A 26,056-nucleotide genomic window follows, 5' to 3' on the forward strand; every position below is an offset into this window, starting at 1 on the left:
TATCAAGATATAGGTTATCGGTTATATAGATATGCGATTTACCCTCAGACAACTGCAAGTCTTCGTCGCCGTCGCTCAGCAGGAAAGCGTGTCGCGCGCTGCTGAATCCTTGGCCTTATCACAATCGGCTACCAGCACCTCGTTGAGTGAACTGGAGCGCCAGTCCGATTGCCAGCTGTTCGACCGCGCCGGCAAACGCCTGTGCCTCAACGCACTCGGCCTGCAACTCTTGCCTCAGGCCGTCGCCCTGCTCGACCAGGCCAAAGAAATCGAACGCCTGCTGGGCGGCAAGAGCGGCTATGGCTCACTGAATGTCGGCGCCACACTGACCGTGGGCAACTACCTGGCCACCCTGTTGATCGGCAGTTTTATGCAGCGTCACCCGGAGTGCCGGGTCAAACTGCAGGTGCATAACACCGCCTATGTGGTGCAGCAAATCGCCCACTATGAGCTGGACATGGGCATGATCGAAGGCGACTGCCAGCACCCAGATATCGAGGTACAGCCTTGGGTCGAAGATGAGTTAGTGGTGTTTTGCGCGCCGCAGCATGCGCTGGCGCAGCGCGGTGAGGCGAGCCTGGAAGAGCTGGCACGCGAGGCGTGGATCTTAAGAGAGCAAGGCTCCGGCACTCGTCTGACCTTTGACCAGGCGATGCGTCACCACCCCGGCAGCTTGAATATCCGCCTTGAGCTGGAGCACACCGAAGCCATCAAGCGTGCAGTGGAGTCAGGTCTCGGCATTGGCTGCATTTCCCGTTTGGCGCTGCGCGATGCGTTTCGCCGCGGCAGCTTGGTCGCCTTGGAGACGCCACAACTGGACCTGCGCCGACAGTTCTACTTTATTTGGCACAAACAGAAGTATCAGACCGCCGCCATGCGTGAATTTATCGAGCTGTGCCGCGCGCTGACCGCCGGCGTGACGCGCAGCGATCAAATAGTCCTGCCTGCCATCGCCTGAGAACGTTGCATTACCCCAGCAGAATAATTGCCCACACCAGGCCGATCAGGCAGAGCGCAGTGAACTGAGCAGCGCTGCCCATATCTTTGGCGTTTTTTGACAGCGGATGCAACTCCAAGGAAATACGGTCAATCGCCGCCTCCACCGCTGAGTTGAGCAACTCGACGATCAGCGCCAGCACACAGACCGCGACCATCATCGCGCGCTCGACACGGCTGACATCCAGGAAGAAGGCCAAGGGCACAAGCACCAGGTTGACCAACAGCAGCTGGCGAAAGGCTGCCTCACCGGTAAAGGCCGCATGCAAACCAGCCAGCGAATAGCCGGTGGCATTGAGAACACGTTTAAAGCCTGTTTGGCCTTTGAATGGCGACATCATCACGACCATCTGCAAGAAAGCCCGGCAGGCTACGCCAAGCTTGGGCTAAAAGCACTTCAGTTCGCTGGGATCGATTCCAGCTGCTGCAACAGCAACGCGGCCTGAGTGCGTGTGCGCACACCCAGCTTGCGAAAAATTGCCGTGACATGGGCTTTAACCGTGGCTTCAGACACGCTCAACTCGTAAGCAATCTGTTTATTCAGCAAGCCGTCACAAACCATGGTCAGCACGCGAAATTGCTGCGGCGTCAAGCTGGCTAAGCCGGCGCTGGCCGCCTTGGCTTCGGCTGACAAGGCAATCGCTTCCTGACTCTGCTGCGGCCACCAAACCTCGCCATCGAGCACCAACCGCACCGCTTGTTGAATGGTTTCCAGCGGGCTGGATTTGGGGATAAAGCCACTGGCTCCAAACTCCCGCGAGCGTGCAACGATGGCCGGATCTTCCTGGGCAGAGATCATCACCACCGGAATATGCGGGTATTGCCCACGCAACAGCACCAGGCCAGAAAAACCGTAAGCACCCGGCATGTTGAGGTCGAGCAAGACCAGATCCCAATCCGTCTTCTGCACCAGGCAGGCTTCCAGCTCGGCAATGCTGGCCGCCTCAACCAGTCGCACATCGGGCCCCAGCCCCAGAGTCAGCGCCTGTTGCAGGGCGCTGCGAAACAAGGGGTGGTCATCAGCAATGAGAATTTCAAATGCGGCCATGGTGAATCCTGTTTTTGTTATATGGATACCCCTCAAGGGGGTACTGCCCAAGGCACGGTGAGCAGCGCATGCAGGTCGCAAAATTGCAGCGCAAAAAAATCTGAAAACGCAAAAAAGCGCCCCAGCATGCCGAGCGCTGACGGGGTGGTCAAGTACGACGCTTTGCGGCACAGTTCGCAGCTTTGCCAGCGAGAGTTTGAAATGCGAAGCCATGCCCTGCGCGCCGATCTGTTGATGCTCGTGACCGCCATGATCTGGGGCTCATCTTTTGTCGCTCAACGCTTGGGGATGGACTCCATTGGCCCCTTTCTCTACAGCGGCCTGCGCTTTGCTCTGGCGGCGCTGATTCTGCTGCCGGTGTTGCGTTTACTAGAAGGCCGCAGCAACAGCGCTACAATCGTCCCACTAAACCGTCAGCTGCTGCGTGGCGGATTGCTGATGGGCCTGGCACTGGCGCTGGGGATCAACCTGCAGCAGGTAGGCCTGCTGTTTACCAGTGTGACCAACTCCGGTTTTATCACCGGGCTGTACGTAATCATCGTGCCGCTGCTGGGGCTGTTTATCGGCCATAAGACCGGCCTGGGCATCTGGCTAGGCGCGTGCCTGGCGGTGGTCGGCATGTTCCTGCTCAGCGTTGGCGACGGCTTTCAGGTGGCCTCCGGTGATTGGCTGCAACTGGCCGGTGCCTTCGTCTGGGGCGTGCATGTGTTGCTGGTGGGGTTCTTTGCCGGTCGACATGACCCACTGCGCCTAGCACTGGTGCAGTTCATCGCTTGCGCGGCGATCAGCCTGGTGCTCGCGGTGATCTTCGAGGAAATTCAGTTGCAGTCGATCATTGCCGCGGGACCGGCAATTCTCTATGGCGGGATATTTGGCGTGGCCGTCGGCTTTACCCTGCAGGTGGTGGCGCAAAAAGACGCCATCGCCTCCCATGCCGCCATCATCCTCTCGCTGGAGGCCGTATTCGCTGCCATTGCGGGCGCCTGGCTTCTCGGCGAGTCGTTGGATGTGCGCGGCTACTTCGGTTGTGCACTGATGTTTGCCGGCATGCTGCTGGCGCAACTGTGGCCAAAAAAACTGGCATAACATCAGGGCCCGCTAAAGAAACTCGCGCAGGCGATCATGCGCTGGATCATCCAGCGGTACTGCGCGCGGAGCCTTGGCGGCCAGGTAGTGCTGACTAAAGACATCCAGATAGGCATTCAAACCATCGGCGGCGCGCTGGTCACCCGCCAGCTCCAAACACAAAGCTGCGACCTCGGCGGTACAAAAGTGATCGTCACGCTTGGAGCGGCGCAGCTTGTAGCGTGACAGCTGCTCAGCCTGCAGGCTGAGCACCGGCAAACTGTCGAGATAAGGGCTTTTACGAAACATCTTGCGTGCTTCGCTCCAGGTGGCATCCAGCAACACGAATAACGGCCGCTTGCCAGGTGCCGGCTGCACCTCGCTGACAACCCGCTCGGCCGCCACATATTCCCCGGGAAACACCAGATAAGGCTGCCACTGCGGGTCGCTCAGCAACGCTGGCAACCCTGCATCAACCTCCACCCGTGACCAACCGAATGCCGAGGTATCGGCCAATACATCGGCAATCAGCCAACCAGTGTTGCTCGGCTTGAGCGCCTCAACATCATGCATCAACAGGCACACCGCAGAGGTTGACTCGATACGTGGACGCCAGGCGCACAGGCAGTGAGTCACGGCCAAACGGCATTCATCACAGCGCACCGAGCGGCTGCCACGGGCCAGAAAAGGTTTGACGCTGCGGGCAATGCGCGCCGCACGCAAACGCGCAACAGCGTGACTCATACCCAATCCGCCTGCACAAAGAAAAAGAACGGCATCGGTTATTCCAGGAATCTATAAGCGCGGCAGTCTAACAAAGCTGCGTCATGCTTATTTGCCAACCTGCCAAACCCACAACGTACGACTGAGCCTGCCGTAACGATGAACGGACGAGTAAGATAGGCGCCACTGAACCTCTAGCGGTGCTCACCGGTCTGAGGAGTCGAATCGACTTTGGAGAACCCCATGCTGCGTTTGACCAGCCTGACCCTGGCCTTAAGCCTGCCCTTGTTTGCCCATGCCGCCAGCTTGAAAGACTTTGAACTGAACAAGACCCTGGAAAATGTCGCGCGCGAAAGCAGCGTGGGTACACCACGGGCGATAAACGAAGACATTCTCGATCAAGGCTACACCGTAGACGGCAGTGACTTGGTCAACCATCTCAGTGTACGCAGCGAGCATGCGGCGCAGATGCGCGGCAACCCCGACGTAGTCCGCGCACAGCTGGCCAATAGCGTGTGCCGCAATGCCGGTTATCGTCAGTTGTTGGTGCGCGGCGCGGCGCTGCGTTACGAGTTCAGCGAATATAAAAGCAATCGGCCAGTGACCACCGAACGTTTCAGCAAGGCAGATTGTGGCCTGTAGCCTTATCGCCTGCTGAAACGTGGCGTGACATGACGTACCACCCACACGATTTGCAGATAACGCACGCGCAACACCGCTGCGCCCTACGCACGCCGCAGCTCTCAGCTCAATTGATTGCTGTGTACGGCCGGTAACCGACAGTCTGTATTGACCCCTCAGAGCAACTCGAACCAACGCTATCGGCTCGCGCGCGCAGATGCCCTCTCGACTGATCAACCATTGCCTCCAGCTAATCAGGCGAGCCAGGACGGGCAGTTATTGCCCAGGTGTGGCGCCGCACAAACGTGCACTGCCAGCCATACTCAGGACAAGGCCGAGGCAGCATTCCAGCCTCGACCTGCAACCAGAAGGAGACGGTGTATGCCTTATGAATCGGACGAGCGTGTGCCCCCGCATTTTCGGATCAGTGACGTCGACCTGAACAAGAAAGTCGAAGAACTCAGCAGCTTGTCAGCGCCAATTAACAGCCCTAACACCAAGCTCTATCAAGCGATGCTCAGCACTCTTGTGCGGATGGCCCAAGCAGACCGCAGCCGCTGGGACGCCAAAATAATGCAACAGACCCTGCGCGAAATGGAGCATGCCTTCAGCGCGCTGGAGCCCTTCAAGCAGCGGCGTAAGGTGACCGTGTTCGGCTCAGCACGCACACCTAGCAGCCACCCGATATACGCTCTGGCTCGCGACCTCGGCGCCACCCTGGCCAAGCACAACCTGATGGTCATCACCGGTGCTGGAGGCGGCATCATGGCTGCCGCTCACGAAGGCGCAGGGTTGGAGAACAGTTTGGGGTTCAATATCACCTTGCCCTTCGAACAAGGTGCCAATGCCACCGTGCACGGCAGTAACAACCTGTTGCCATTCCACTTTTTCTTCTTGCGCAAGCTGTTCTTCGTCAAGGAAGCCGACGGCCTGGTGCTCTGCCCCGGAGGTTTCGGCACCTTGGACGAAGCGCTGGAAGTGCTGACCCTGATTCAGACAGGTAAAAGCCCACTGGTACCCGTGGTATTACTCGACCAGCCAGGCGGTACCTTCTGGACCAGTGCCCTGACGTTTATCCACGAACAGCTGCAAGACAACGGCTATATCCTGCCCAGCGACATGCATTTGGTGCGCCTGGCGCACAGCGCCGAAGAAGCCGCCGAGGAAATCGACCAGTTCTACCGCAACTACCATTCCAGCCGCTGGCTTAAGGAGCGTTACGTTATTCGTCTTAACCATGCGTTAAATGAGGCCGCCATGCAGCAGCTCAACAGCGAGTTTGGCGATCTCTGCAAACACGGCGATTTTCAACAACACCCACGTTGTGAATCCGAACAGGACGAACCTGAGCTCTGCCACATGACGCGTCTGGTCTTTGCTTTTAGCGGCCGTAACCACGGACGTTTGCGTCAACTGCTGGACCTGGTCAATCAGGAGCAAAACTGGGTAAAAAACGCCTGACCTGCGCCATCCTGCATGGGCCTGCTCACGGCTAGAGAAAATAGCGACCGCACCACCGAACAAACAGCTAGTGGCTGCCAACTTTGCAGTACACAAGCACGACAGCCGTACTGTTGCAGTATCGGGAGGCAGGAAGGGCTAATGGGGATAGCGAGATAAAACAGTGGGGACGGATGCAAGTTGGCCGAGCAACAGCAAGCGCCGACTTAATCGTCCAGCGCACCACGCAGCAACCGCCCGATCAAATCCAGCGGATAGCCGCGGTAGCTGAGAAAGCGCCCCTGCTGGGCACGCTCGCGTGCATCTTGCGGCAACTCACCGGCGAACTTGCGTTGCCAGGTGGCGTGTAGCTGCTCTCGCCAATCGATACCACTGTCGCGCAGCGCCTGCTCAACGTCGTCACGCGCCAGGCCACGCTGTGTCAGCTCTTCACGAATACGTAACGGTCCATAACCGGCACGCGCACGATAGCTGACAAAGGCTTCCAGATAGCGCGCCTCAGACAACAAACCCTCTTGCGCCAGGCGGTCGAGGGCTGTTTCGATCAATTCATCTGTTGCGCCACGCCGGCGTAGCTTGCGGGTCAACTCGACGCGACCATGCTCACGCCGCGCGAGTAGATCCATAGCCGCCCGTCGCACCGCGACGGGGTTATCTAGAACGATGGGCATAAAGACAATCAGGCGTCTGCGTCGGCCAAATCATCAGCCGTAGCGTTGGCTTTGACCGGCGCGGCAGTAACCAGCAACTTTTCACGGATCAGCCCTTCAACAGTGCGTGCCACTTCCGGGTTGTCCTCCAGGTACTTGGCCGAGTTGGCCTTGCCCTGGCCGATCTTGCTGCCTTGATAGCTGTACCAAGCGCCCGACTTCTCCAACAGACCAAGCTGCACACCGAGATCGATGATCTCACCGTTGCGGTAGATGCCCTTGCCATAAAGAATCTGGAACTCGGCCTGACGGAAAGGTGGCGCTACCTTGTTCTTAACGACTTTGACGCGGGTTTCGCTGCCAACCACTTCGTCGCCTTCTTTCACCGCGCCGGTACGGCGGATGTCCAAACGCACCGAGGCGTAGAACTTCAACGCGTTGCCACCGGTGGTGGTTTCCGGGCTACCGAACATCACACCGATCTTCATACGGATCTGGTTGATGAAAATCACCAAGCAGTTGGCGTTTTTGATGTTACCGGTGATTTTGCGCAGCGCCTGGCTCATCAAGCGAGCCTGCAAGCCGACGTGCATATCACCCATCTCGCCTTCGATTTCCGCTTTCGGCACCAGCGCCGCCACGGAGTCGATGACGATCACATCAACAGCATTGGAGCGCACCAGCATGTCGGTGATTTCCAAAGCCTGCTCACCGGTGTCTGGCTGCGAAACAAGTAGGTCGTCAACATTCACACCCAGCTTGCCAGCGTACTCAGGATCGAGCGCGTGCTCAGCGTCGACGAAGGCGCAGGTTGCACCAAGCTTCTGCGCTTCTGCGATGACCGACAGGGTCAGGGTGGTTTTACCGGAGGACTCAGGGCCGTAGATTTCGACGATGCGGCCTTTCGGCAGGCCGCCGATGCCAAGGGCAATATCCAGCCCCAGCGAGCCAGTAGAGATAGCGGGGATCGCCTGACGATCGTGATCGCCCATGCGCATCACCGCGCCTTTGCCGAATTGCTTTTCAATTTGGCCCAGGGCTGCCGCCAAGGCGCGCTTCTTATTCTCGTCCATTTAAGTCCTCACGTAATCAAGAAGGGCCAGTTAGCGGCCACCAACAACTGTATAAGTAGACAGTATTATTCCACAGGGCAAGTCGCCCGCCTACCCCACGTTTGGATTTTCTTGCGCAAGCAGGCGCAACAGGCCCGCCAGTGCGGCCTCGACCGTTTGTCGGCGAACCTCGGCCCGATCTCCAGCGAACTGACGACGCACACTGAATAACTGTTCATCGTCACCCCAGGCCAGCCAAACAGTACCCACCGGTTTCTCTGACGAGCCACCATCCGGCCCAGCCACGCCACTCACCGCCACAGCAAAACGTGCTCCGCTATTGGCCTGAGCACCACGCACCATGGCCTCGACCACGGTTTGACTCACGGCCCCAGCAGTGGCGAACAGAGTTTCAGGTACCTGCAGCTGTTTGGCCTTCTGTGCATTGGAGTAAGTGACGTAACCGGCCTCAAACCAGGCTGAACTGCCGGGAATCCGAGTAATCGCCTCAGCAATACCGCCTCCGGTACAGGATTCGGCTGTCGTTACCTCGGCCTTGGCGGCAAGCAGTTGTGCGCCCAGCTCCGCAGCCAATTCAGTCAGGGCATATTCATTAACAGTCATCTGCACTCCGGGGTTAAAGCCAGCCAGGTCGATACCGTACACTAGGCGCTTTTGCGATTCAGCCGGACAGTTAAACGATGAGCCAAAGCGACCTCAGTTCTCACACGCCGATGATGCAGCAATATTGGAGGCTGAAAAATCAGCACCCCGATCAGCTGATGTTTTACCGCATGGGCGACTTCTACGAGATCTTCTACGAGGACGCGAAAAAGGCCGCCAAGCTGCTGGATATCACCCTGACTGCCCGCGGCCAATCCGCCGGCCAGGCGATTCCTATGTGCGGGATTCCCTACCACTCGCTGGAAGGCTATCTGGTCAAGCTGGTCAAGCTTGGCGAGTCCGTGGTGATCTGCGAGCAAGTGGGTGATCCTGCCACCAGCAAAGGTCCGGTCGAACGCCAAGTGGTGCGCATCATCACCCCAGGCACCGTCAGCGATGAGGCGCTGCTCGATGAGCGCCGCGACAACCTGCTGGCGGCGGTGCTGGGGGATGAGCGCCTGTTCGGTCTGTCGGTGTTGGATATCACCAGCGGTCGCTTCAGCGTGCTGGAAATCAACGGTTGGGAAAACCTGCTGGCCGAACTGGAGCGTTTAAACCCGGTTGAGCTGCTGATTCCCGATGACTGGCCGCTGGGCTTACCAGCGGAAAAACGTCGCGGCGCGAAACGTCGTGCACCCTGGGACTTTGAGCGCGACACCGCCCACAAAAGCCTGTGCCAGCAATTCGGCACTCAGGACCTCAAAGGTTTTGGCTGCGAGAACCTGAGCCTGGCCATTGGTGCCGCTGGCTGTCTGCTGGCCTACGCCAAGGAAACCCAGCGCACCGCCCTGCCGCACCTGCGCGGCCTGCGCCACGAGCGCCTGGACGACACGGTAATTCTTGATGGTGCCAGCCGCCGCAACCTGGAGCTGGACGTTAACCTAGCCGGCGGTCGCGATAACACCCTGCAATCGGTGGTCGACCGCTGCCAGACCGCCATGGGCAGCCGCTTGCTCAGCCGCTGGCTGAACCGCCCACTGCGCGACCGCGCCGTGCTGGAGGCGCGCCAGGAGTCGATCGCCTGCCTGCTCGAACGCTATCGCTTTGAGACCCTGCAACCCCAACTCAAAGAAATCGGCGATTTGGAACGCATCCTCGCCCGTATCGGCCTGCGTAACGCTCGCCCGCGTGACCTGGCGCGCCTGCGTGACGCCCTCGCCGCACTGCCCGAACTGCAGCAGGCACTGAGCAGCCTGGACTCACCGCACCTGCAAAGCCTGGCTGTCATCGTCAGCACCTACCCGGAACTCGCCGAGCTGCTGACCCGCGCCATCAATGACAATCCGCCAGCGGTGATCCGCGATGGCGGCGTATTGAAAACCGGCTACGACGCCGAACTGGACGAGCTGCAATCGCTCAGCGAGAACGCCGGCCAGTACCTGATGGATTTGGAGACCCGCGAGAAAGCCCGCACCGGCCTGGCCAACCTCAAGGTCGGCTACAACCGCGTGCACGGCTACTTTATCGAGTTGCCGAGCAAGCAGGCCGAGTCCGCCCCGGCTGACTATATCCGCCGTCAGACCTTGAAAGGCGCAGAGCGCTTTATCACCCCCGAACTCAAAGAGTTCGAGGACAACGCGCTGTCAGCCAAAAGTCGCGCCCTGGCCCGCGAGAAGATGCTCTATGAGGAACTGCTCGAACGCCTGATCGGCCATCTAGGGCCACTGCAGGACAGCGCCGCCGCCCTGGCCGAGCTGGACGTGCTGAGCAACCTCGGTGAGCGTGCCCTGAATCTTGACCTTAACTGCCCGCGCTTTGTCGATGAGCCCTGCATGCGCATCGACCAAGGACGCCATCCAGTCGTCGAACAGGTACTGACTACGCCGTTTGTGGCCAACGACCTGAACCTCGATGACGACACGCGCATGCTGATCATCACCGGGCCGAACATGGGTGGTAAATCCACCTATATGCGTCAGACCGCACTGATCGTGTTACTCGCCCATATCGGCAGCTTCGTCCCAGCAAAAAGCTGTGAGCTGTCACTGGTCGACCGCATTTTTACCCGCATCGGCTCCAGCGACGACCTGGCCGGTGGCCGCTCGACCTTTATGGTCGAGATGAGCGAAACCGCCAACATCCTGCACAACGCTACAGAACACAGTTTGGTGCTGATGGATGAAGTCGGCCGCGGCACCAGCACCTTCGACGGCCTGTCGCTGGCCTGGGCCGCCGCCGAACAGCTGGCCAAGCTGCGCGCTTACACGCTGTTCGCCACGCATTATTTCGAGCTGACGGTGCTGCCGGAAAGCCAACCCATCGTGGCCAACGTGCATTTGAATGCCACCGAGCATAATGAGCGCATCGTGTTCCTCCACCACGTGCTGCCCGGCCCGGCCAGTCAAAGCTATGGTCTCGCCGTGGCGCAGCTTGCAGGCGTGCCCAGCGAGGTTATTGTGCGTGCTCGCGAACACCTGGCCCGCTTGGAAACCACTAGCCTGCCCCATGATCTGCCTGCAACCCAGCCAGGCCGAACAGCCGCACCGATGCAAAGCGACATGTTTGCCAGCCTGCCGCACCCGATGCTTGAGGAATTGCAGAAAATCAATCCAGATGATTTGACTCCGCGTAAAGCACTGGAGCTGTTATATACATGGAAGACACGCTTCTAACGCTATTGCGCACATAACTGTTAGAATCGCGCGCATTTTTATGACTGCCCGACTTCAAGCCTGAGCCGTGGCCAATACACCTAGCCTGCTAAAGCCCGCACAGAACGGGGCAGGCTGGCGCCCGAGGAGAGAATCAGAAATGACCTTCGTCGTTACCGACAACTGCGTCAAATGCAAATACACCGACTGCGTAGAAGTCTGCCCGGTGGACTGCTTCTACGAAGGCCCGAACTTCCTGGTGATCCACCCGGATGAGTGCATTGATTGCGCACTCTGCGAGCCTGAATGCCCTGCCCAAGCTATCTTCTCTGAAGACGAAGTACCGGAAGATCAGCAGGAATACATCGAGCTGAACGCCGATCTGGCGGAAGTCTGGCCGAATATCACTGAGAAGAAAGAGTCCTTGCCGGACGCTGAAGAGTGGGATGGCGTTAAGGACAAACTGCAGTATCTAGAGCGCTAGTAACCGGCTCCCCCTGCTGCAATAAAAAACCCGCCTTGCGCGGGTTTTTACTTTTTTGCAGACAAAAAAAGGGGCGGTATTAACCGCCCACTCTTTTGTCCCTAGTCCCTGTATTTCCCAGCTCATCATCCTGATGAATCGCGTCTTGCGATGTCCTGATTGCCGTCCTAGCAACCTGTGCTTGTCCGTTAGCACAGGTGTGATATTAGCGTTTTCCGCCTGCCTAACAAGCGCTGAAAATGTGCTTACGCGGAGTAATCTTGCCATTCATATTTTAAAAATATCTATATATATCAATTGCTTAAATATACTAAACGTATTTTTCTGAGTGCGTTACACACCGAACGCTTACGCAACCTGTAAGCAATCACTTACACGAGCACTCATAAAATACCGCCGAGACCATTGTTGCGATTGCACAGCCGCGCCTACGCAGAACTAAAGGCTTGATTGAGGGACCACAAAAAACCCGGCCTAAGCCGGGTTAAGAGTTACTGCATGGAGGTCATTGGAACAATGAGTCACTCGATAGGCCATTCTTTTCTAGTATTTCGCGCAGCCGCTTGAGCGCCTCAACCTGGATCTGCCGAACACGCTCACGGGTTAGGCCAATTTCCTGACCCACTTCTTCCAGCGTGCAGCTTTCATGACCTCGCAAACCAAAGCGGCGGATCACTACCTCACGCTGTTTATCGGTCAACTCGCCCAGCCACTGATCAATACTTTGCGACAGATCATCGTCCTGTAACAGCTCACAGGGATCGGTCGGGCGATCATCGGTCAGAGTATCGAGCAGGGTTTTATCCGAATCTTGCCCCAGCGACACATCCACCGAGGACACGCGCTCGTTCAGACCGAGCATGCGTTTAACTTCGCCCACTGGCTTTTCCAATAGGTTGGCAATTTCTTCTGCAGAGGGCTCATGGTCGAGCTTCTGGGTCAATTCGCGAGCAGCACGCAGGTAAACGTTGAGCTCTTTCACCACATGAATGGGTAAACGAATTGTACGGGTCTGATTCATGATCGCCCGTTCGATGGTCTGGCGGATCCACCAGGTGGCATAGGTCGAAAAACGAAAACCGCGCTCGGGATCGAACTTTTCGACCGCACGAATCAAACCGAGGTTACCTTCTTCAATCAGATCCAGCAGCGACAAGCCTCGATTGACGTAACGACGAGCAATCTTCACCACCAGGCGCAGATTACTTTCGATCATACGTTTACGGCCGGCAGGGTCACCCTTTTGCGCCAAGCGCGCAAAGAACACTTCTTCTTCAGGAGTCAGTAGAGGGGAAAAGCCGATTTCATTGAGGTACAGCTGAGTGGCGTCGAGCGCGCGGGTGTAGTCGATGTATTTGTGTTGTTTGCTGCTGGTTGTAGACGCTTTAGCTTTAGTGCGGGAAGTAGGCGATTGCGCTTCTTCGTCTGAATCATCGTCAAGGACAATTGCAGGCTCCATCAGGAGCACTTCATCATCGACGTCAAACTCCGGCGCTTCTTTTTTATTGAGAGCCATTTTTGTTATTCCTTGCTGAGTTCGACAGCAAGCTCTAGCGCACCAACTCCCTGGTCACACCCGAGCCCGTTCTCCCACGTGTGGAGACAGGCTAGCGTAAGGTCAACGCTTAGGCAGGTATTGCAAAGGGTCTACAGGTTTACCTTGGCGGCGGACTTCAAAGTGAAGTTTCACCCGGTCGGTTCCTGTGGAACCCATCTCGGCAATTTTCTGCCCGGCTTTGACCTTTTGCCCCTCCTGCACCAACAGCCTACGGTTATGACCATAAGCACTTACGTAGGTATCGCTATGTTTGATGATCACTAATTCGCCGTAGCCCCGTAAACCACTCCCGGCGTAGACCACTGATCCATCAGACGCAGCTAAAACAGGCTGTCCCAATTCCCCTCCGATATCAATGCCTTTATTCAAACTGCCGTTTGAGGAAAAACGCCCGATGACCGGCCCATTAGAAGGCCATAACCAACCCGACGCAGAACGCTGCGTCGGCGGTAACGCGGTGATGCTTGGAGAGGTCTTTATTGGGGTTGGCGGCTGGGTTGCCGTGGGTTTGTTCTGAATAGGCACGCTTGGCCGACCCGGCGGCGGCGTGACAATCACTGGCGCCGTCGCCACCACAGGCGCACGCCCCGCAGGCTGTCCGTCAAAGCGAATGATCTGCCCCACGCGGATTAGATAAGGCGGCGCAATACGGTTGCTTGCAGCCAGTGCTTTCCAGTCCCAGCCGAAGCGAAATGCAATGGAATACAGCGTATCACCACGCTGCACTCGATACTGACCACTACTGACTGGCTGGCGCTGCTGTGTTGAGTTAGTTGCGCCATGAGTACGATCAACCACCTTCACCCCTCCAGGTGGCGGGCTCGCACAGGCACTCAAAAGCGCGCCCAGGACAAGGCCACTCAGCAGGGCACGAGCGCTGCTGGGACGAATCGGCAATTGAATGGCTGTGAAACTCACCTGCATCTCCCTCGGGTAAAACTCATCACACTTAGCTGGCGTGCATTGTGCCGCAATTATGGGTTATCACCAGCGCTTTGCGGGTTGCGCCCAGCCAGCCATTCCAGGCCCAGCACCAGCGCAATGCCAGCCATCGCCAGGGCAACGGCCAGCAGCAGCTGCGGATCCTGCCCGCTGGTTTCGGCGAACTGCGCAGGCCAGAGATTGGCTTGCAACAGCGGCACCTGCTCACCATGGCTATCAGTACGCCAGGTCAGAGTTTCTTTCCAGGGCCAGACCTTGTTCAGTGAACCGACCATCAGCCCAGTCAGAAATGCCAGGGTAAGATCGCGCCAACGCGCCAGCAGCCAACGTAAGAACCCGGCAAAACTGACAATACCGATCAGGCAACCGCTGGCAAAAATCAGTAATACGCTGATATCCAGGCCTTTTACTGCCGTCAGAACAAAGCTGTACAGCCCTAACAGCAGCAGAATAAAACTGCCGGAAATACCTGGAAGAATCATCGCGCAAATCGCGATAGCGCCCGCGAAAAACAGGCTCAACGGGTCATGCCCCAACTGCAATGGCGACGCCACGGTAATCCAGTAGGCGAATGCCGCACCCAGCACCAGGCTAACAACGCGCGTCCAGTTCCAGCGCTCAATCTCTCGAACCACCAGGTGCGTGGAAACCACAATCAGGCCGAAGAAGAAGGACCACACGGGAATGGGCTGCTCGACCAGTAGGTAGGTGATCAGCCTCGCAAGGCTCAGCACGCTGGTCATGATGCCCAGCAGCAGCACCAGTAGAAAGGTCGCATTGGCGGCTTTCCAAGCGCCAACAATACGCCCGCGCAACAACAGGCCAAGCGCCACCGGCACGCTGGAAATCGAGCGCAGCAGTTCGTCATAGATACCGGTTATAAAGGCGACAGTGCCGCCAGACACGCCGGGCACCACGTCGGCAGCGCCCATGGCAATGCCTTTGGCGTAGAGCAGGAAATATTTCTTCATGGGTTCATCCGTAAACAATCGAATCAGGCCAAAGGCCCATTGAGCAGAGGCACGAATCGCACCGCATCCAGTACATGCCGAGAGAAACCGTCTTCCTCGCGAACAATCAGCATCAGCTCCTGCACATCCCCTGCGCCAACCGGGATGACCAGGCGCCCGCCCGGGGCCAGCTGATCGAGCAGCGCCTGTGGCACGTTGGCTGCGGCGGCTGTAACGATAATGCCGTTATACGGCCCGAGGGCGTTCCAGCCCTCCCAGCCGTCGCCCCAGCGGAACACCACATTGCGCAGATTAAGCTGCACAAGCCGCTCTTTGGCTTTGTCTTGCAGGTTCTGAATACGTTCGACACTGAACACACGCTCGACCAGCTGGGCCAGAATCGCGGTCTGATAGCCCGAGCCAGTACCGATTTCCAGCACCTTGTCCAATGGGCCTGCTGCCAATAGCAGCTCACTCATGCGCGCCACCATATAAGGCTGCGAGATGGTCTGATTGTTTCCGATCGGCAGTGCAGTGTCTTCATAGGCGCGATGGGCCAGGGCCTCATCAACAAACAGATGGCGCGGCGTTCGGCGAATAGCTTCCAGCACATGGGCGTTGGATAACCCTTCCTCATACAAACGCTGGATCAGGCGTTCGCGGGTGCGCTGCGAGGTCATACCAATCCCGCGGTGCTGTATTTCATCGTGTTCACGGCGGATCACAGCAGGCCCTCCAGCCAGGGTTGCAGGCTGCTTAAACCGTCCGCAAAAGTGCGATCGAACTGCAGCGGCGTAACCGAGACGTAACCCTGCATCACCGCATGGAAGTCCGTGCCAGGACCACCGTCTTCGGCATCACCGGCCACCGAGATCCAGTAACCTTCTTTACCGCGAGGGTTGACCACTTTCACGGGCGCCGCCGCACGGGCACGGTGACCGAGGCGGGTCAATTGAATGCCGCGAATATGCTCCAACGGCAGGTTAGGGATATTCACGTTCAATACGGTGCGCGGCGGCAGGTCGAGCTGCTCATGCGCTTCAACCAGCTTGCGGGCAAAATAAGCGGCGGTCGCCAAGTTATCCGGCAGGCGCGAAAGCAACGAGAAGGCGAACGCCGGACGCGCCAAAAATCGCCCTTCCAGAGCCGCCGCGACAGTGCCGGAATACAGCACGTCATCGCCCAAATTGGCCCCCAGGTTGATACCTGACACCACCAAGTCCGCCACCTGCGGCAACAGGCCATTAAGGCCTAGGTGTACGCAATCAGTCGGGGTGCCGTTCAGGCTGATAAAACCGTTGGGCAAAGTGGTTGGGTGCAAGGGGCGGTCGAGGGTCAGTGAACTGCTCGCGCCGCTCTTGTCTTGATCGGGTGCAATCACCGCGCACTCGGCATAATCGGCCAAGGCCGCATGTAGCGCAGCCAAGCCTGGCGCAACAACGCCGTCATCATTGGAAATCAGAATACGCATGGGTTGTCCGTCTGCCCTGCAGGCAACAGATCGACAAGCTCACGCACCAAGACGGTGGCGAAGCATCCAGCCGGCAGGACGAATTCCAGTTGCAGAATGTCAGGCTCGGGATAATGCCACGTCAACCCGCCAATGGGGAGGCGCAGAATACGCCGCTCGTGTGTCATGTCCGCTTCTGCCAACCAGTCGACCAAGACGCTTTCGCGCGCGCCAATCTGCTGTTCCAGCACTTGCGCAACACCCGCGGCGGTAGAAACGCCTGCGCCCCACAATGGCCCTGTGGGGTGTAGATCGAGAATCGCCAGGCGCGGATCACTGCACTCGGCTTCACCCGCAGCAAAGAAACTGCGGCTGTCAGTAAACGCCAGCAAATCGCCCAACAACGCCTGATTCCAAGTGCCAGCGGCTACCCGCTCAGCCAACACCTGATTGAATAGATAACTGCGCGCCGCCGAGAGCACCCGCGAACGCACATTGCGCTTCTCCGGCAGACTCTTGTTCGCCGCGAAATGCCGGGCATGGGCGACATTGCCACCTTCGAAACCAAAACGTTGCAGGCCGTAATAATTCGGGATGCCCTGGGCAGCGATCTGCGTCAGACGCTCATTCAGCAGAGCCTGATCGGCCTGCAGTTGCGTCAGGCGCAGGGTGAAACCATTAGCCGCATGAGCACCGCGCTGCAGTTTGCGGGTATGCCGCACCTGCTTGAGGATGCTCAAATTAGCATCTTCGGCGGCGCTTAGATCAGGATTGGCCTTGCCCGGCAGATGCAGGCTGAACCACTGACGGGTCAGGGCCTGCCGGTCTTTGAGGCCTGCATAACTGATCAAGCGCAACGATACACCAGCAGCGCGGGCGATACGCTTGGCGGCTTCTTCGGTATTCAGCTCGCGCTTTTCTACCCACAGCCAGAGGTGTTCACCTTCTCCGGCCAAAGGAATATCCAGCACTTCATCGACCTGAAAATCTTCCGCTACCGCTTTCAGCAACGCGCTACCGCAGGGCTCGCCATAGGCCCGCGGGCCGAGCAGTTCGAGTTCGTTCATCGGCTCACCAACAGCGCGACAGCATGCACCGCAATGCCTTCTTCACGGCCGGTAAAACCGAGCTTCTCGGTGGTGGTGGCTTTGACGTTGACCTGATCCAGGCTCACCTGCAGGTCTTCGGCAATCCGCGCACGCATGGTGTCGATATGCGGGGCCATCTTCGGCGCCTGGGCGACGATGGTGGCGTCAACATTGCCGACCTGCCAGCCTTTGGCATGAAGCAGACCGAGCACATGGCGCAACAACACACGGCTGTCCGCGCCCTTGAAGGTCGGATCAGTGTCGGGGAAGTGTTTGCCGATATCGCCCAACGCCGCCGCGCCGAGCAAAGCGTCGCTCAAAGCATGCAGCAGTACGTCGCCATCGGAGTGAGCCAGCAGACCGAACGCATGAGGGATTTGCACGCCACCCAAGGTAATAAAGGAACCCTCGGTAAAGCGGTGCACATCGTAGCCGTGGCCAATACGCATAAAAAACAACGCCCTGAAAAAGTCAGGGCGTGATTCTAACTGAAAGCGGCATGCAGAAGCCGGCTTGCTGGCGAAGCAAGCATCGCTCGCCAGCCCAACCTCAGCTCAACAGCGCCTTGGCGTGATGACGCAGATGGTCATCGATAAAGCTGGCGATGAAGTAATAGCTATGGTCGTAGCCAGGCTGCAAGCGCAGGGTCAACTGATGACCTGCGGCCTGCGCAGCTGCTTTCAGCGCATCGGGTTTGAGCTGGTTTTCCAGGAAATCATCGCGATCACCCTGATCAACCAAGATCGGCAGCTTTTCTGTGGCCTCCGCCAGCAAGGCGCAAGCATCCCACTCGCGCCAGCGCGAACGCTCATCCCCCAGGTAGCGTGAAAAAGCCTTCTCGCCCCATGGGCAATTGCTCGGATTGCTGATCGGCGCAAACGCCGACAGCGACTGATAACGCCCGGGGTTACGCAAGGCACACACCAGTGCGCCATGCCCGCCCATGGAATGACCACTGATACCGCGTTTATCGGATACCGGGAAGTTGGCCTCGATCAATGCGGGCAGCTCCTGCACCACATAGTCGTACATGCGGTAATGCCGTGCCCAAGGCTCCTGGGTGGCATTCAGGTAAAAGCCGGCACCCTGCCCAAAGTCCCAGGCTTTATCCGGATCATCCGGCACATCGGCGCCACGCGGGCTGGTGTCCGGCGCGACGATGATCATCCCCAGCTCGGCCGCCAGCTTGTGTGCGCCGGCCTTCTGCATAAAGTTCTCATCGGTGCAGGTCAGCCCGCTCAACCAGTACAACACCGGCAGTTTGCCGCCCTGCTCCGCCTGCGGCGGCAGGTACACGGCAAACACCATGTCGCAGCCCAGCACCGTGGAACGATGGCGGTAGCGTTTATGCCACCCCCCCGCACTCTTCTGACAGGAAATATTTTCCAGGTTCATGACAGACCTCAGAAGTGAATAACGGTGCGGATGCTTTTGCCTTCATGCATCAGCTCAAACGCCTTGTTGATGTCTTCCAGCGGCATATTGTGGGTAATGAAGGTGTCGAGCGGAATTTCGCCTTTCTGCGCCTTTTCAACATAGCCTGGCAATTCGGTACGGCCTTTCACCCCACCGAACGCCGAGCCGCGCCAGACGCGCCCGGTTACCAGCTGGAACGGACGGGTGCTGATTTCCTGACCGGCACCGGCCACACCGATAATCACCGACTCGCCCCAGCCCTTATGCGCGCACTCCAGCGCCGCACGCATCAATTGCACATTGCCGATGCACTCGAAGGAGTAGTCCACACCGCCATCGGTCATCTCGACAATGACCTCTTGGATCGGCTTGGCGAAATCTTTCGGGTTAATGAAATCGGTGGCACCCAGTTCACGGGCCACTTCAAACTTGGCCGGGTTGATATCAATGGCGATGATGCGCGAGGCTTTGGCCATTTTCGCGCCGATTATCGCGGCTAGGCCGATGCCGCCGAGGCCGAAGATCGCCACGGTGGCACCCTCTTCGACTTTAGCTGTATTCAGCACGGCGCCGATGCCGGTGGTGACGCCACAACCGAGCAGGCAGACCTTTTCCAGCGGTGCTTCTTTAGGGATGACCGCCAGGGACACTTCCGGCAGCACGGTGTATTCGGAGAAAGTCGAGCAGCCCATGTAGTGATAGATCGGCTCGCCTTTGTAGGAGAAGCGGCTGGTGCCATCCGGCATCACGCCCTTGCCCTGCGTGGCGCGCACCGAGCTGCACAGGTTGGTCTTGCCGGAGGTGCAGAATTTGCAGGTTCGGCATTCGGCGGTGTACAGCGGGATCACATGGTCACCCACCTGTACCGAGGTCACGCCCTCACCAATAGCCTCAACAATACCGCCGCCTTCGTGGCCCAACACCGCTGGAAATACGCCCTCAGAATCTTCGCCAGACAGGGTGTAGGCATCGGTGTGGCAGACGCCAGTGGCAACAATACGCACCAACACTTCGCCGGCTTTGGGCGGCGCCACGTCGATTTCGACAATTTGCAGCGGCTGATTGGGGGCAAAGGCTACGGCAGCACGAGACTTGATCATGGTCGCTCTCCAGCGGATTCAACAGTGGCGCAGAGTGTAGATCAGTGCCACGAATAGAATAATCAGCTAAAAAACAAAACATTCTTGCTATACAGGGATAATCTGCCCGCAACACCTATTTAAGGAGCCGTCATGAACCGCTGGGAAGGCCTCGATGAATTTGTCGCCGTCGCCGAGTGCGGCCAGTTCACGGCAGCCGCCGAACGCCTGAGCCTGTCGTCATCGCAAGTCAGCCGACAGATCGCCCGCCTGGAAGAGCGCCTGCAAACTCGCCTGTTCTACCGCAGCACCCGCCGCGTGGCGCTGACTGAAGCAGGACAAACCTTTCTGCAACATTGTCAGCGCCTGCAGGATGCTCGCGAGGAAGCCCTGCGCGCCGTGGGCGACTTGGGCAGCGAGCCCAAGGGCCTGCTGCGCATGACCTGCGCGGTGGCCTACGGCGAGCGTTTTATTGTGCCGTTGGTCACCGATTTTATGGTGCAACACCCTCAACTACGGGTCGACATTGAGCTGAGCAACCGCGCCCTCGACCTGCTGCATGACGGCCTCGACCTGGCTATACGCCTGGGTCGCTTACAGGACTCACGCCTGGTAGCCACTCGCCTGGCTCCGCGGCAGATGTACCTGTGTGCTGCGCCGAGCTATTTGCAGCGCTATGGCCGGCCGCATTCGCTGTCCGAACTGAGCCGGCACAACTGCCTGATCGGCAGCTCGGATCAGTGGAGCTTTCAGTTGCATGGCCGCGACACGTTGCAGCGCATACAGGGCAACTGGCGGTGCAACAGCGGCCAGGCGGTGCTGGAAGCGGCGTTGCGTGGGATTGGCCTGTGTCAGCTGCCGGATTACTACGTGCTGGAACACTTGCGCAGCGGCGCACTGGTGTCGCTGCTCGATAACCAGCAGCCGCCGGACACCGCCGTGTGGGCGCTCTACCCGCAGCAACGCCACCTGTCACCCAAGGTGCGGCAGTTGGTGGATTTTCTTAAACAGGGGTTGGCGCAGCGCAGTGAATATCGGCAGGAGACCTGCTAGGAACGGCCCTGCCAAAGTCGATTGAGACTCAGCAGGTCTTCAGGACGAGTGACCTTAATATTATCCGAACGCCCCTCAATCAGCCGTGGCGCTTGCCCGGCCCATTCGATAGCCGAGGCTTCATCGGTAATTGCCACACCAGCAAGCAAGGCATCAGCCAGCGCACGCTGCAATTCACCTAGACGGAACATCTGCGGAGTAAAAGCCTGCCAGATGGCCGAACGATCCACCGTGCTCCGTACCCGACCATCAGCACCCGCACGCTTGAGCGTATCGCGAGCAGGCACGGCAAGCAGGCCACCCACCGGATCATCGGCCAGTTCACTGAGCAACAGATCCAGGTCGCTACGCGCCAGATTGGGCCGTGCGGCATCGTGCACCAGCACCCAATCCTGTTCTTGCGCGCCCAATTCGGTCAGGCGTAGCAGGCCACTCAACACCGAGTCAGCACGTTCGGCACCACCAGCGGCGCGCTGAATACGCGGGTCGTTGGCGCACGCAAGACTCGGCCAATAAGGATCGTCCACCGCCAGGCTGACCACCACCGCGCGCAACTGCGGGTGCTCAAGAAAGCAGGCCAGGGTGTGTTCGATAATGCTTTTACCGGCCAACTGCAGATACTGCTTGGGCCGATCGGCGCGCATGCGGCTGCCGATGCCGGCGGCCGGGAGCAAGGCCCAGAAAGGGGGTAACGCGGGGGTATTCATTCAGCCAACTGATAGAGGGTTTCACCCTCTTTAAGCATGCCCAGCTCGTGCCGCGCACGCTCTTCGACGGTTTCCATGCCGCTTTTCAGTTCCAGCACTTCCGCTTCAAGAATTCGGTTGCGCTCCTGCAGCTGCTGATTTTCGCCCTGTTGATCGGCGATCTGCTGCTGCAACTGGGTCACCTGCGCCAAGCTACCATCACCGACCCACAGGCGATATTGCAAGCCTGCCAGCACGGCAATCAGCACGATAAACACCCAGTAGAAATTAGTGCGCATAACCAAAAAAGCTTCCGAACGAAAAAAGGGGCGACTCACGCCGCCCCTTTTACCATGCCTTGAGTGATCGCTGAAAACATCGCGACCCTAGAGAAGGCAAGATCAGGCGGGCGGCGAAGTTTACTGCAGTAAACGCGCATGCCAAGCCTGATTTTTAACGCTGTAGTATCAAGCGCAGTAGCGTTTAGCCACTGAACTCGCCGCGGCCTTTGTACGGAGCTTTAGCACCAAGCTGCTCTTCGATACGCAACAACTGGTTGTACTTGGACACGCGATCCGAACGGCACAACGAACCGGTCTTGATCTGACCAGCCGCAGTACCTACAGCCAGGTCGGCGATGGTGCTGTCTTCGGTCTCACCGGAACGGTGCGAGATCACCGCGGTGTAACCTGCCGCCTTGGCCATCTGGATGGCTTCCAGGGTCTCGGTCAGAGTGCCGATCTGATTGAATTTGATCAGGATCGAGTTGCCGATCGACTCATCGATACCGCGCTTGAGAATCTTGGTGTTGGTGACGAACAGGTCGTCGCCGACCAGCTGCACCTTGCTGCCGATCTTGTCGGTGAGGATTTTCCAGCCAGCCCAGTCGGACTCATCCATACCGTCTTCGATGGAGATGATCGGGTAACGCTCGGACAAACCGGCCAGGTAGTCAGCAAAACCTGCAGCATCGAAGACTTTGCCTTCGCCAGCCAGGTCGTACTTACCCTCTTTGAAGAACTCGCTGGAAGCGCAGTCCAGAGCCAGGGTGACGTCATCACCCAGGGTGTAACCGGCATTGGCCACAGCTTCAGCGATAGCCGCCAGAGCGTCTTCGTTGGACGCCAGGTTTGGCGCGAAACCACCTTCATCACCCACCGAGGTGCTCAGGCCACGGGCCTTCAGCACCGCTTTGAGGTGGTGGAAAATCTCAGTGCCCATACGCAGTGCATCGGAGAAGGTCTTGGCGCCAACCGGCTGCACCATGAACTCTTGGATGTCGACGTTGTTATCGGCATGCTCACCACCGTTGATGATGTTCATCATCGGTACCGGCATCGAGTAAACGCCTGGCGTGCCGTTCAGGTCAGCGATGTGTGCATACAACGGTACGCCTTTAGCCTGAGCAGCCGCTTTGGCAGCAGCCAAGGACACAGCGAGGATGGCGTTGGCACCCAGGGAGCCTTTGTTCTCGGTACCGTCGAGGGCAATCATCGCCAAATCCAGAGCTTTCTGGTCAATGGCATCTTTACCCAGCAGCAAATCGCGGATCGGGCCATTGATATTGGCCACGGCTTTCAGTACGCCCTTGCCCAAGTAACGGCTCTTGTCGCCATCACGCAATTCCAGCGCTTCACGCGAACCGGTGGAGGCACCGGACGGCGCGCAGGCGCTGCCCATAATGCCGCCGTCGAGAATTACATCGGCTTCCACAGTCGGGTTACCACGGGAATCGAGAACCTCACGGCCTTTGATGTCGACGATCTTTGCCATTGCGTGTAGCACTCCAAAAAATTGACGAAAAGGGTAGTACCGAGTTGCACTCATATTGCGCGCGGGAGGCTACTCCGGCGCGCAACATGTACTGAATATTTAGTCAGATTGTATACAGCCCGCACTTTACCGGAGAATGACCGTTTCAGGCAGTCTCAATCGGCGCAAAACTCTTGATCAAATCATCCAGCTGTTTGAGCTGAGTGAGGAACGGCTCCAACTTATCCAAACGCAGGGCACAAGGGCCGTCACATTTGGCATTGTCCGGGTCCGGATGGGCTTCGAGGAACAAGCCGGCTAGGCCTTGGCTCATGCCCGCTTTAGCCAAATCAGTGACCTGGGCACGGCGTCCACCCGCCGAATCGGCGCGACCGCCCGGCGTTTGTAACGCATGGGTCACATCGAAAAACACCGGATAGTTGGTCTGCTTCATGATGCCGAAGCCGAGCATATCCACCACCAGGTTGTTGTACCCGAAGGAACTGCCGCGCTCGCAAAGAATCAGCTGGTCATTACCCGCTTCTTTGCACTTGGCCAGGATGTGCTTCATTTCCTGGGGCGCGAGAAACTGGGCTTTCTTGATGTTGATCACCGCGCCGGTCTTGGCCATAGCCACCACCAGATCGGTCTGCCGTGAAAGAAAGGCCGGCAACTGAATGATGTCGCAGACATCGGCCACAGGCTGAGCCTGCTCAGGCTCATGCACATCGGTGATCACCGGTACGCCGAAGGTTTTTTTGATCTCTTCAAAGACCTTCATGCCTTCTTCCAGGCCAGGGCCACGGAACGAGGTCACGGACGAGCGATTAGCCTTGTCGAAGCTGGCCTTGAATACATAGGGGATACCGAGTTTCTCGGTGACACGCACGTACTCTTCACAAGCGCGCATAGCCAGATCGCGGGACTCAATAACGTTGATCCCACCGAACAGCACGAAGGGTTTGTCGTTGGCGATTTCAATGCTGCCGACTTTGATGGTCTTCTGGGTCATGCGTTGCGCGCCTTCTGAGCCAGAGCCGCGTTGACAAAGCCACTGAACAACGGGTGGCCATCACGCGGGGTGGAGGTGAACTCCGGGTGGAACTGGCAGGCCACAAACCATGGATGTTCAGGTGCCTCGACCACTTCAACCAATGCACCGTCGCCGGAGCGACCGGTAACCTTGAGGCCAGCCTCGATCAGCTGCGGCAACAAGTTGTTATTCACTTCATAGCGATGACGATGGCGCTCGACGATTACATCCTTGTCATAGCACTGGTGCACGCTCGAACCGCTGAGCAACTGGCAATCCTGGGCACCCAGGCGCATGGTACCGCCCAAGTCGGAGGCGTCGGTGCGCTGTTCGGTCACACCAGTAGCGTCCTGCCATTCGGTGATCAAACCGACCACGGGATGCTGACTGGCGGTGTCGAATTCAGTGGAGTTAGCATCCGTCCAGCCCAACACGTTGCGGGCGAATTCGATCACAGCCACCTGCATGCCGAGGCAGATACCCAGGTAAGGAATTTTGTTCTCACGAGCGAATTGCACGGTCTTGATCTTGCCTTCCACACCGCGCAGACCGAAGCCACCCGGAACCAGGATGGCATCTACGCCTTCGAGCAGGCCAGTGCCTTTGTTCTCGATGTCTTCAGAGTCGATATAGCGCAGGTTGACCTTGGTGCGGTTCTGGATACCGGCATGGCTCATCGCTTCGATCAGCGACTTATAAGCATCCAGCAGCTCCATGTACTTACCGACCATGGCGATGGTGACTTCGTGTTCCGGATTGAGTTTGGCATCCACCACACGGTCCCACTCGGACAGGTCGGCACCGTTGCATTCCAGGCCAAAGCGCTCAACGACGAAATCATCCAGGCCCTGGGCATGCAGCACACCCGGAATCTTATAGATGGTGTCGACGTCTTCCAGGGAAATCACCGCACGCTCTTCAACGTTGGTGAACAGCGCGATCTTGCGCCGCGAGGAGATATCGATCGGGTGATCGGAGCGGCAGATCAGCACATCCGGCTGCAGGCCGATGGAACGCAGTTCTTTAACCGAATGCTGAGTAGGCTTGGTTTTAGTCTCGCCAGCGGTGGCGATGTACGGCACCAAGGTCAGGTGCATCAGCATGGCGCGCTTGGCACCCACTTCCACGCGCAACTGGCGGATGGCTTCGAGGAACGGCTGCGATTCGATGTCACCCACCGTGCCGCCGATCTCGACCATGGCTACATCAGCGTCGCCCGCACCCTTGATGATGCGGCGCTTGATTTCGTCGGTGATGTGCGGGATGACCTGAATGGTCGCACCCAGGTAATCACCACGGCGCTCGCGGCGCAGCACGTCTTCGTAGACGCGACCGGTGGTGAAGTTGTTGCTCTTGGTCATCGTGGTGCGGATAAACCGCTCGTAGTGGCCCAGATCAAGGTCAGTCTCAGCGCCATCGTGAGTGACGAACACCTCACCGTGCTGGAACGGGCTCATGGTGCCCGGATCGACGTTGATGTAGGGATCCAGCTTGAGCATCGTGACCTTCAGGCCCCGCGCCTCCAGGATAGCCGCCAATGAAGCCGAGGCGATGCCTTTCCCCAAGGAAGAAACAACACCACCCGTGACGAATATGTAGCGCGTCATGAAAAACCCTAGAAGTCTGCGTTTAAGCGGTCAGTGCCGCCGGGGAAAGCGAAGGAGTACCCAAGCCACTTGCTGCAACACACTGCAA

At 58.2% G+C, this 26,056-nt stretch carries 27 protein-coding genes; 7 read left to right on the forward strand and 20 right to left on the reverse strand.

Translation table 11 applies throughout. The features are described 5' to 3' along the window. Positions 1 to 31: 31 nt before the first annotated feature. The gene (locus tag D8779_RS01095) at positions 32 to 958 is read left to right on the forward strand and encodes a LysR family transcriptional regulator (protein WP_136662631.1); all 927 of its coding nucleotides are present in this window, start codon (positions 32 to 34) and stop codon (positions 956 to 958) included. A gap of 10 nt (positions 959 to 968) precedes the next feature. On the opposite strand, the gene D8779_RS01100 is transcribed toward D8779_RS01095, so the two are convergent. After that, complete coding sequence (locus tag D8779_RS01100; protein WP_205895802.1) at positions 969 to 1,340, reverse strand: diacylglycerol kinase; 372 nt, start codon at positions 1,338 to 1,340, stop codon at positions 969 to 971. Positions 1,341 to 1,393: 53 nt separating this feature from the next. Next, positions 1,394 to 2,044: a response regulator transcription factor ErdR gene (gene erdR, locus D8779_RS01105; protein WP_136662633.1), complete on the reverse strand. Its 651-nt coding sequence runs from the start codon at positions 2,042 to 2,044 to the stop codon at positions 1,394 to 1,396. Positions 2,045 to 2,245: 201 nt separating this feature from the next. Between erdR and D8779_RS01110 the strand changes: the two genes are divergently transcribed. Continuing rightward, positions 2,246 to 3,130 (forward strand): DMT family transporter, encoded by an 885-nt coding sequence (locus tag D8779_RS01110; protein ID WP_136662634.1) that lies wholly within the window; start codon positions 2,246 to 2,248, stop codon positions 3,128 to 3,130. A 12-nt stretch (positions 3,131 to 3,142) separates the two neighbouring features. Here D8779_RS01110 and D8779_RS01115 read toward each other — a convergent pair whose 3' ends face one another. Continuing rightward, the gene (locus D8779_RS01115; RefSeq protein ID WP_136662635.1) at positions 3,143 to 3,853 is read right to left on the reverse strand and encodes a tRNA-uridine aminocarboxypropyltransferase; all 711 of its coding nucleotides are present in this window, start codon (positions 3,851 to 3,853) and stop codon (positions 3,143 to 3,145) included. Positions 3,854 to 4,075: 222 nt separating this feature from the next. On the opposite strand from D8779_RS01115, the gene D8779_RS01120 reads away from it, so the two are divergent. Together D8779_RS01120 and D8779_RS01125 are read left to right on the forward strand one after the other, a co-directional pair. Beyond that, a complete protein-coding gene (locus D8779_RS01120) occupies positions 4,076 to 4,474 on the forward strand; it encodes a quorum-sensing-regulated virulence factor family protein (protein ID WP_136662636.1) in 399 nt (132 codons plus the stop codon). Positions 4,475 to 4,834: 360 nt separating this feature from the next. Further along, positions 4,835 to 5,914 carry an LOG family protein gene (locus D8779_RS01125; protein WP_136662637.1) on the forward strand — a complete coding sequence of 360 codons (1,080 nt, stop codon included), beginning with the start codon at positions 4,835 to 4,837 and terminating at the stop codon, positions 5,912 to 5,914. A gap of 206 nt (positions 5,915 to 6,120) precedes the next feature. Here D8779_RS01125 and recX read toward each other — a convergent pair whose 3' ends face one another. From recX to D8779_RS01140, 3 genes are all read right to left on the reverse strand, one after another. Next, complete coding sequence (gene recX / locus D8779_RS01130) at positions 6,121 to 6,585, reverse strand: recombination regulator RecX (protein ID WP_136662638.1); 465 nt, start codon at positions 6,583 to 6,585, stop codon at positions 6,121 to 6,123. A gap of 8 nt (positions 6,586 to 6,593) precedes the next feature. Continuing rightward, a complete protein-coding gene (gene recA / locus D8779_RS01135; protein ID WP_136662639.1) occupies positions 6,594 to 7,637 on the reverse strand; it encodes a recombinase RecA in 1,044 nt (347 codons plus the stop codon). Between the two features lie 90 nt (positions 7,638 to 7,727). Beyond that, entirely contained in the window at positions 7,728 to 8,240 is a 513-nt protein-coding gene (locus tag D8779_RS01140; protein ID WP_136662640.1) for a CinA family protein, read from the reverse strand. A gap of 77 nt (positions 8,241 to 8,317) precedes the next feature. Between D8779_RS01140 and mutS the strand changes: the two genes are divergently transcribed. Together mutS and fdxA are read left to right on the forward strand one after the other, a co-directional pair. Then, a complete protein-coding gene (mutS, locus tag D8779_RS01145) occupies positions 8,318 to 10,891 on the forward strand; it encodes a DNA mismatch repair protein MutS (RefSeq protein ID WP_136662641.1) in 2,574 nt (857 codons plus the stop codon). Positions 10,892 to 11,030: 139 nt separating this feature from the next. Further along, positions 11,031 to 11,354, forward strand: a complete 324-nt coding sequence (gene fdxA, locus D8779_RS01150) for a ferredoxin FdxA (RefSeq protein WP_090248347.1) — start codon at positions 11,031 to 11,033, stop codon at positions 11,352 to 11,354. 505 nt (positions 11,355 to 11,859) lie between these two features. Here the strand turns inward: fdxA and rpoS are convergent. The 9 genes from rpoS to D8779_RS01195 form a co-directional block, all read right to left on the reverse strand. After that, positions 11,860 to 12,870 carry an RNA polymerase sigma factor RpoS gene (gene rpoS, locus D8779_RS01155; protein WP_136662642.1) on the reverse strand — a complete coding sequence of 337 codons (1,011 nt, stop codon included), beginning with the start codon at positions 12,868 to 12,870 and terminating at the stop codon, positions 11,860 to 11,862. A 102-nt stretch (positions 12,871 to 12,972) separates the two neighbouring features. Beyond that, positions 12,973 to 13,830, reverse strand: a complete 858-nt coding sequence (locus D8779_RS01160) for a peptidoglycan DD-metalloendopeptidase family protein (protein ID WP_240789658.1) — start codon at positions 13,828 to 13,830, stop codon at positions 12,973 to 12,975. Positions 13,831 to 13,886: 56 nt separating this feature from the next. Continuing rightward, a complete protein-coding gene (locus D8779_RS01165) occupies positions 13,887 to 14,825 on the reverse strand; it encodes a polyprenyl-phosphate transporter (RefSeq protein ID WP_136662644.1) in 939 nt (312 codons plus the stop codon). A 23-nt stretch (positions 14,826 to 14,848) separates the two neighbouring features. Beyond that, the gene (locus D8779_RS01170; RefSeq protein ID WP_167492555.1) at positions 14,849 to 15,484 is read right to left on the reverse strand and encodes a protein-L-isoaspartate(D-aspartate) O-methyltransferase; all 636 of its coding nucleotides are present in this window, start codon (positions 15,482 to 15,484) and stop codon (positions 14,849 to 14,851) included. Between the two features lie 41 nt (positions 15,485 to 15,525). Continuing rightward, a complete protein-coding gene (gene surE / locus D8779_RS01175) occupies positions 15,526 to 16,275 on the reverse strand; it encodes a 5'/3'-nucleotidase SurE (protein WP_136662645.1) in 750 nt (249 codons plus the stop codon). Beyond that, positions 16,263 to 17,321: a tRNA pseudouridine(13) synthase TruD gene (truD, locus tag D8779_RS01180; protein ID WP_136662646.1), complete on the reverse strand. Its 1,059-nt coding sequence runs from the start codon at positions 17,319 to 17,321 to the stop codon at positions 16,263 to 16,265. Before truD ends, surE begins: the two co-directional genes overlap by 13 nt. Further along, positions 17,318 to 17,791, reverse strand: a complete 474-nt coding sequence (gene ispF, locus D8779_RS01185; RefSeq protein ID WP_136662647.1) for a 2-C-methyl-D-erythritol 2,4-cyclodiphosphate synthase — start codon at positions 17,789 to 17,791, stop codon at positions 17,318 to 17,320. The genes truD and ispF overlap by 4 nt, the downstream gene beginning before the upstream one ends. 100 nt (positions 17,792 to 17,891) lie before the next feature. Further along, a complete protein-coding gene (gene fghA, locus D8779_RS01190) occupies positions 17,892 to 18,737 on the reverse strand; it encodes an S-formylglutathione hydrolase (RefSeq protein WP_136662648.1) in 846 nt (281 codons plus the stop codon). 8 nt (positions 18,738 to 18,745) lie between these two features. Beyond that, positions 18,746 to 19,858 carry an S-(hydroxymethyl)glutathione dehydrogenase/class III alcohol dehydrogenase gene (locus tag D8779_RS01195; RefSeq protein ID WP_136662649.1) on the reverse strand — a complete coding sequence of 371 codons (1,113 nt, stop codon included), beginning with the start codon at positions 19,856 to 19,858 and terminating at the stop codon, positions 18,746 to 18,748. 132 nt (positions 19,859 to 19,990) lie between these two features. Here D8779_RS01195 and D8779_RS01200 point away from each other — a divergent pair, with 132 nt between their 5' ends. Then, the gene (locus D8779_RS01200; protein ID WP_136662650.1) at positions 19,991 to 20,890 is read left to right on the forward strand and encodes a LysR family transcriptional regulator; all 900 of its coding nucleotides are present in this window, start codon (positions 19,991 to 19,993) and stop codon (positions 20,888 to 20,890) included. Here D8779_RS01200 and ispD read toward each other — a convergent pair. The 5 genes from ispD to D8779_RS01225 form a co-directional block, all read right to left on the reverse strand. Next, positions 20,887 to 21,597, reverse strand: a complete 711-nt coding sequence (ispD, locus tag D8779_RS01205; protein ID WP_136662651.1) for a 2-C-methyl-D-erythritol 4-phosphate cytidylyltransferase — start codon at positions 21,595 to 21,597, stop codon at positions 20,887 to 20,889. The two genes, D8779_RS01200 and ispD, sit on opposite strands and share 4 nt — an antisense overlap. Next, entirely contained in the window at positions 21,594 to 21,875 is a 282-nt protein-coding gene (gene ftsB, locus D8779_RS01210; protein WP_136662652.1) for a cell division protein FtsB, read from the reverse strand. Before ftsB ends, ispD begins: the two co-directional genes overlap by 4 nt. A gap of 184 nt (positions 21,876 to 22,059) precedes the next feature. Further along, on the reverse strand, positions 22,060 to 23,349 hold the full coding sequence (eno, locus tag D8779_RS01215) for a phosphopyruvate hydratase (RefSeq protein WP_136662653.1): 1,290 nt from the start codon (positions 23,347 to 23,349) through the stop codon (positions 22,060 to 22,062). Positions 23,350 to 23,494: 145 nt separating this feature from the next. Continuing rightward, positions 23,495 to 24,340 (reverse strand): 3-deoxy-8-phosphooctulonate synthase, encoded by an 846-nt coding sequence (kdsA, locus tag D8779_RS01220; protein ID WP_136662654.1) that lies wholly within the window; start codon positions 24,338 to 24,340, stop codon positions 23,495 to 23,497. Then, positions 24,337 to 25,968 carry a CTP synthase gene (locus D8779_RS01225; protein WP_136662655.1) on the reverse strand — a complete coding sequence of 544 codons (1,632 nt, stop codon included), beginning with the start codon at positions 25,966 to 25,968 and terminating at the stop codon, positions 24,337 to 24,339. Before D8779_RS01225 ends, kdsA begins: the two co-directional genes overlap by 4 nt. Positions 25,969 to 26,056 lie beyond the last annotated feature (88 nt).

Origin of the sequence: Pseudomonas leptonychotis, assembly GCF_004920405.1 — a bacterium.
Taxonomy (GTDB): Bacteria; Pseudomonadota; Gammaproteobacteria; order Pseudomonadales; family Pseudomonadaceae; genus Aquipseudomonas; species Aquipseudomonas leptonychotis.

Excerpts from the sequence above, each read along its gene's own strand:
- D8779_RS01095 (WP_136662631.1), top strand. The coding sequence starts at position 32 with ATGCGATTTACCCTCAGACAACTGCAAGTCTTCGTCGCCGTCGCTCAG.
- erdR (WP_136662633.1), bottom strand. The coding sequence starts at position 2,044 with ATGGCCGCATTTGAAATTCTCATTGCTGATGACCACCCCTTGTTTCGC.
- D8779_RS01110 (WP_136662634.1), top strand. The coding sequence starts at position 2,246 with ATGCGAAGCCATGCCCTGCGCGCCGATCTGTTGATGCTCGTGACCGCC.
- D8779_RS01115 (WP_136662635.1), bottom strand. The coding sequence starts at position 3,853 with ATGAGTCACGCTGTTGCGCGTTTGCGTGCGGCGCGCATTGCCCGCAGC.
- D8779_RS01120 (WP_136662636.1), top strand. The coding sequence starts at position 4,076 with ATGCTGCGTTTGACCAGCCTGACCCTGGCCTTAAGCCTGCCCTTGTTT.
- D8779_RS01125 (WP_136662637.1), top strand. The coding sequence starts at position 4,835 with ATGCCTTATGAATCGGACGAGCGTGTGCCCCCGCATTTTCGGATCAGT.
- recX (WP_136662638.1), bottom strand. The coding sequence starts at position 6,585 with ATGCCCATCGTTCTAGATAACCCCGTCGCGGTGCGACGGGCGGCTATG.
- recA (WP_136662639.1), bottom strand. The coding sequence starts at position 7,637 with ATGGACGAGAATAAGAAGCGCGCCTTGGCGGCAGCCCTGGGCCAAATT.
- D8779_RS01140 (WP_136662640.1), bottom strand. The coding sequence starts at position 8,240 with ATGACTGTTAATGAATATGCCCTGACTGAATTGGCTGCGGAGCTGGGC.
- mutS (WP_136662641.1), top strand. The coding sequence starts at position 8,318 with ATGAGCCAAAGCGACCTCAGTTCTCACACGCCGATGATGCAGCAATAT.
- fdxA (WP_090248347.1), top strand. The coding sequence starts at position 11,031 with ATGACCTTCGTCGTTACCGACAACTGCGTCAAATGCAAATACACCGAC.
- rpoS (WP_136662642.1), bottom strand. The coding sequence starts at position 12,870 with ATGGCTCTCAATAAAAAAGAAGCGCCGGAGTTTGACGTCGATGATGAA.
- D8779_RS01165 (WP_136662644.1), bottom strand. The coding sequence starts at position 14,825 with ATGAAGAAATATTTCCTGCTCTACGCCAAAGGCATTGCCATGGGCGCT.
- D8779_RS01170 (WP_167492555.1), bottom strand. The coding sequence starts at position 15,484 with ATGACCTCGCAGCGCACCCGCGAACGCCTGATCCAGCGTTTGTATGAG.
- surE (WP_136662645.1), bottom strand. The coding sequence starts at position 16,275 with ATGCGTATTCTGATTTCCAATGATGACGGCGTTGTTGCGCCAGGCTTG.
- truD (WP_136662646.1), bottom strand. The coding sequence starts at position 17,321 with ATGAACGAACTCGAACTGCTCGGCCCGCGGGCCTATGGCGAGCCCTGC.
- ispF (WP_136662647.1), bottom strand. The coding sequence starts at position 17,791 with ATGCGTATTGGCCACGGCTACGATGTGCACCGCTTTACCGAGGGTTCC.
- fghA (WP_136662648.1), bottom strand. The coding sequence starts at position 18,737 with ATGAACCTGGAAAATATTTCCTGTCAGAAGAGTGCGGGGGGGTGGCAT.
- D8779_RS01195 (WP_136662649.1), bottom strand. The coding sequence starts at position 19,858 with ATGATCAAGTCTCGTGCTGCCGTAGCCTTTGCCCCCAATCAGCCGCTG.
- D8779_RS01200 (WP_136662650.1), top strand. The coding sequence starts at position 19,991 with ATGAACCGCTGGGAAGGCCTCGATGAATTTGTCGCCGTCGCCGAGTGC.
- ispD (WP_136662651.1), bottom strand. The coding sequence starts at position 21,597 with ATGAATACCCCCGCGTTACCCCCTTTCTGGGCCTTGCTCCCGGCCGCC.
- ftsB (WP_136662652.1), bottom strand. The coding sequence starts at position 21,875 with ATGCGCACTAATTTCTACTGGGTGTTTATCGTGCTGATTGCCGTGCTG.
- eno (WP_136662653.1), bottom strand. The coding sequence starts at position 23,349 with ATGGCAAAGATCGTCGACATCAAAGGCCGTGAGGTTCTCGATTCCCGT.
- kdsA (WP_136662654.1), bottom strand. The coding sequence starts at position 24,340 with ATGACCCAGAAGACCATCAAAGTCGGCAGCATTGAAATCGCCAACGAC.
- D8779_RS01225 (WP_136662655.1), bottom strand. The coding sequence starts at position 25,968 with ATGACGCGCTACATATTCGTCACGGGTGGTGTTGTTTCTTCCTTGGGG.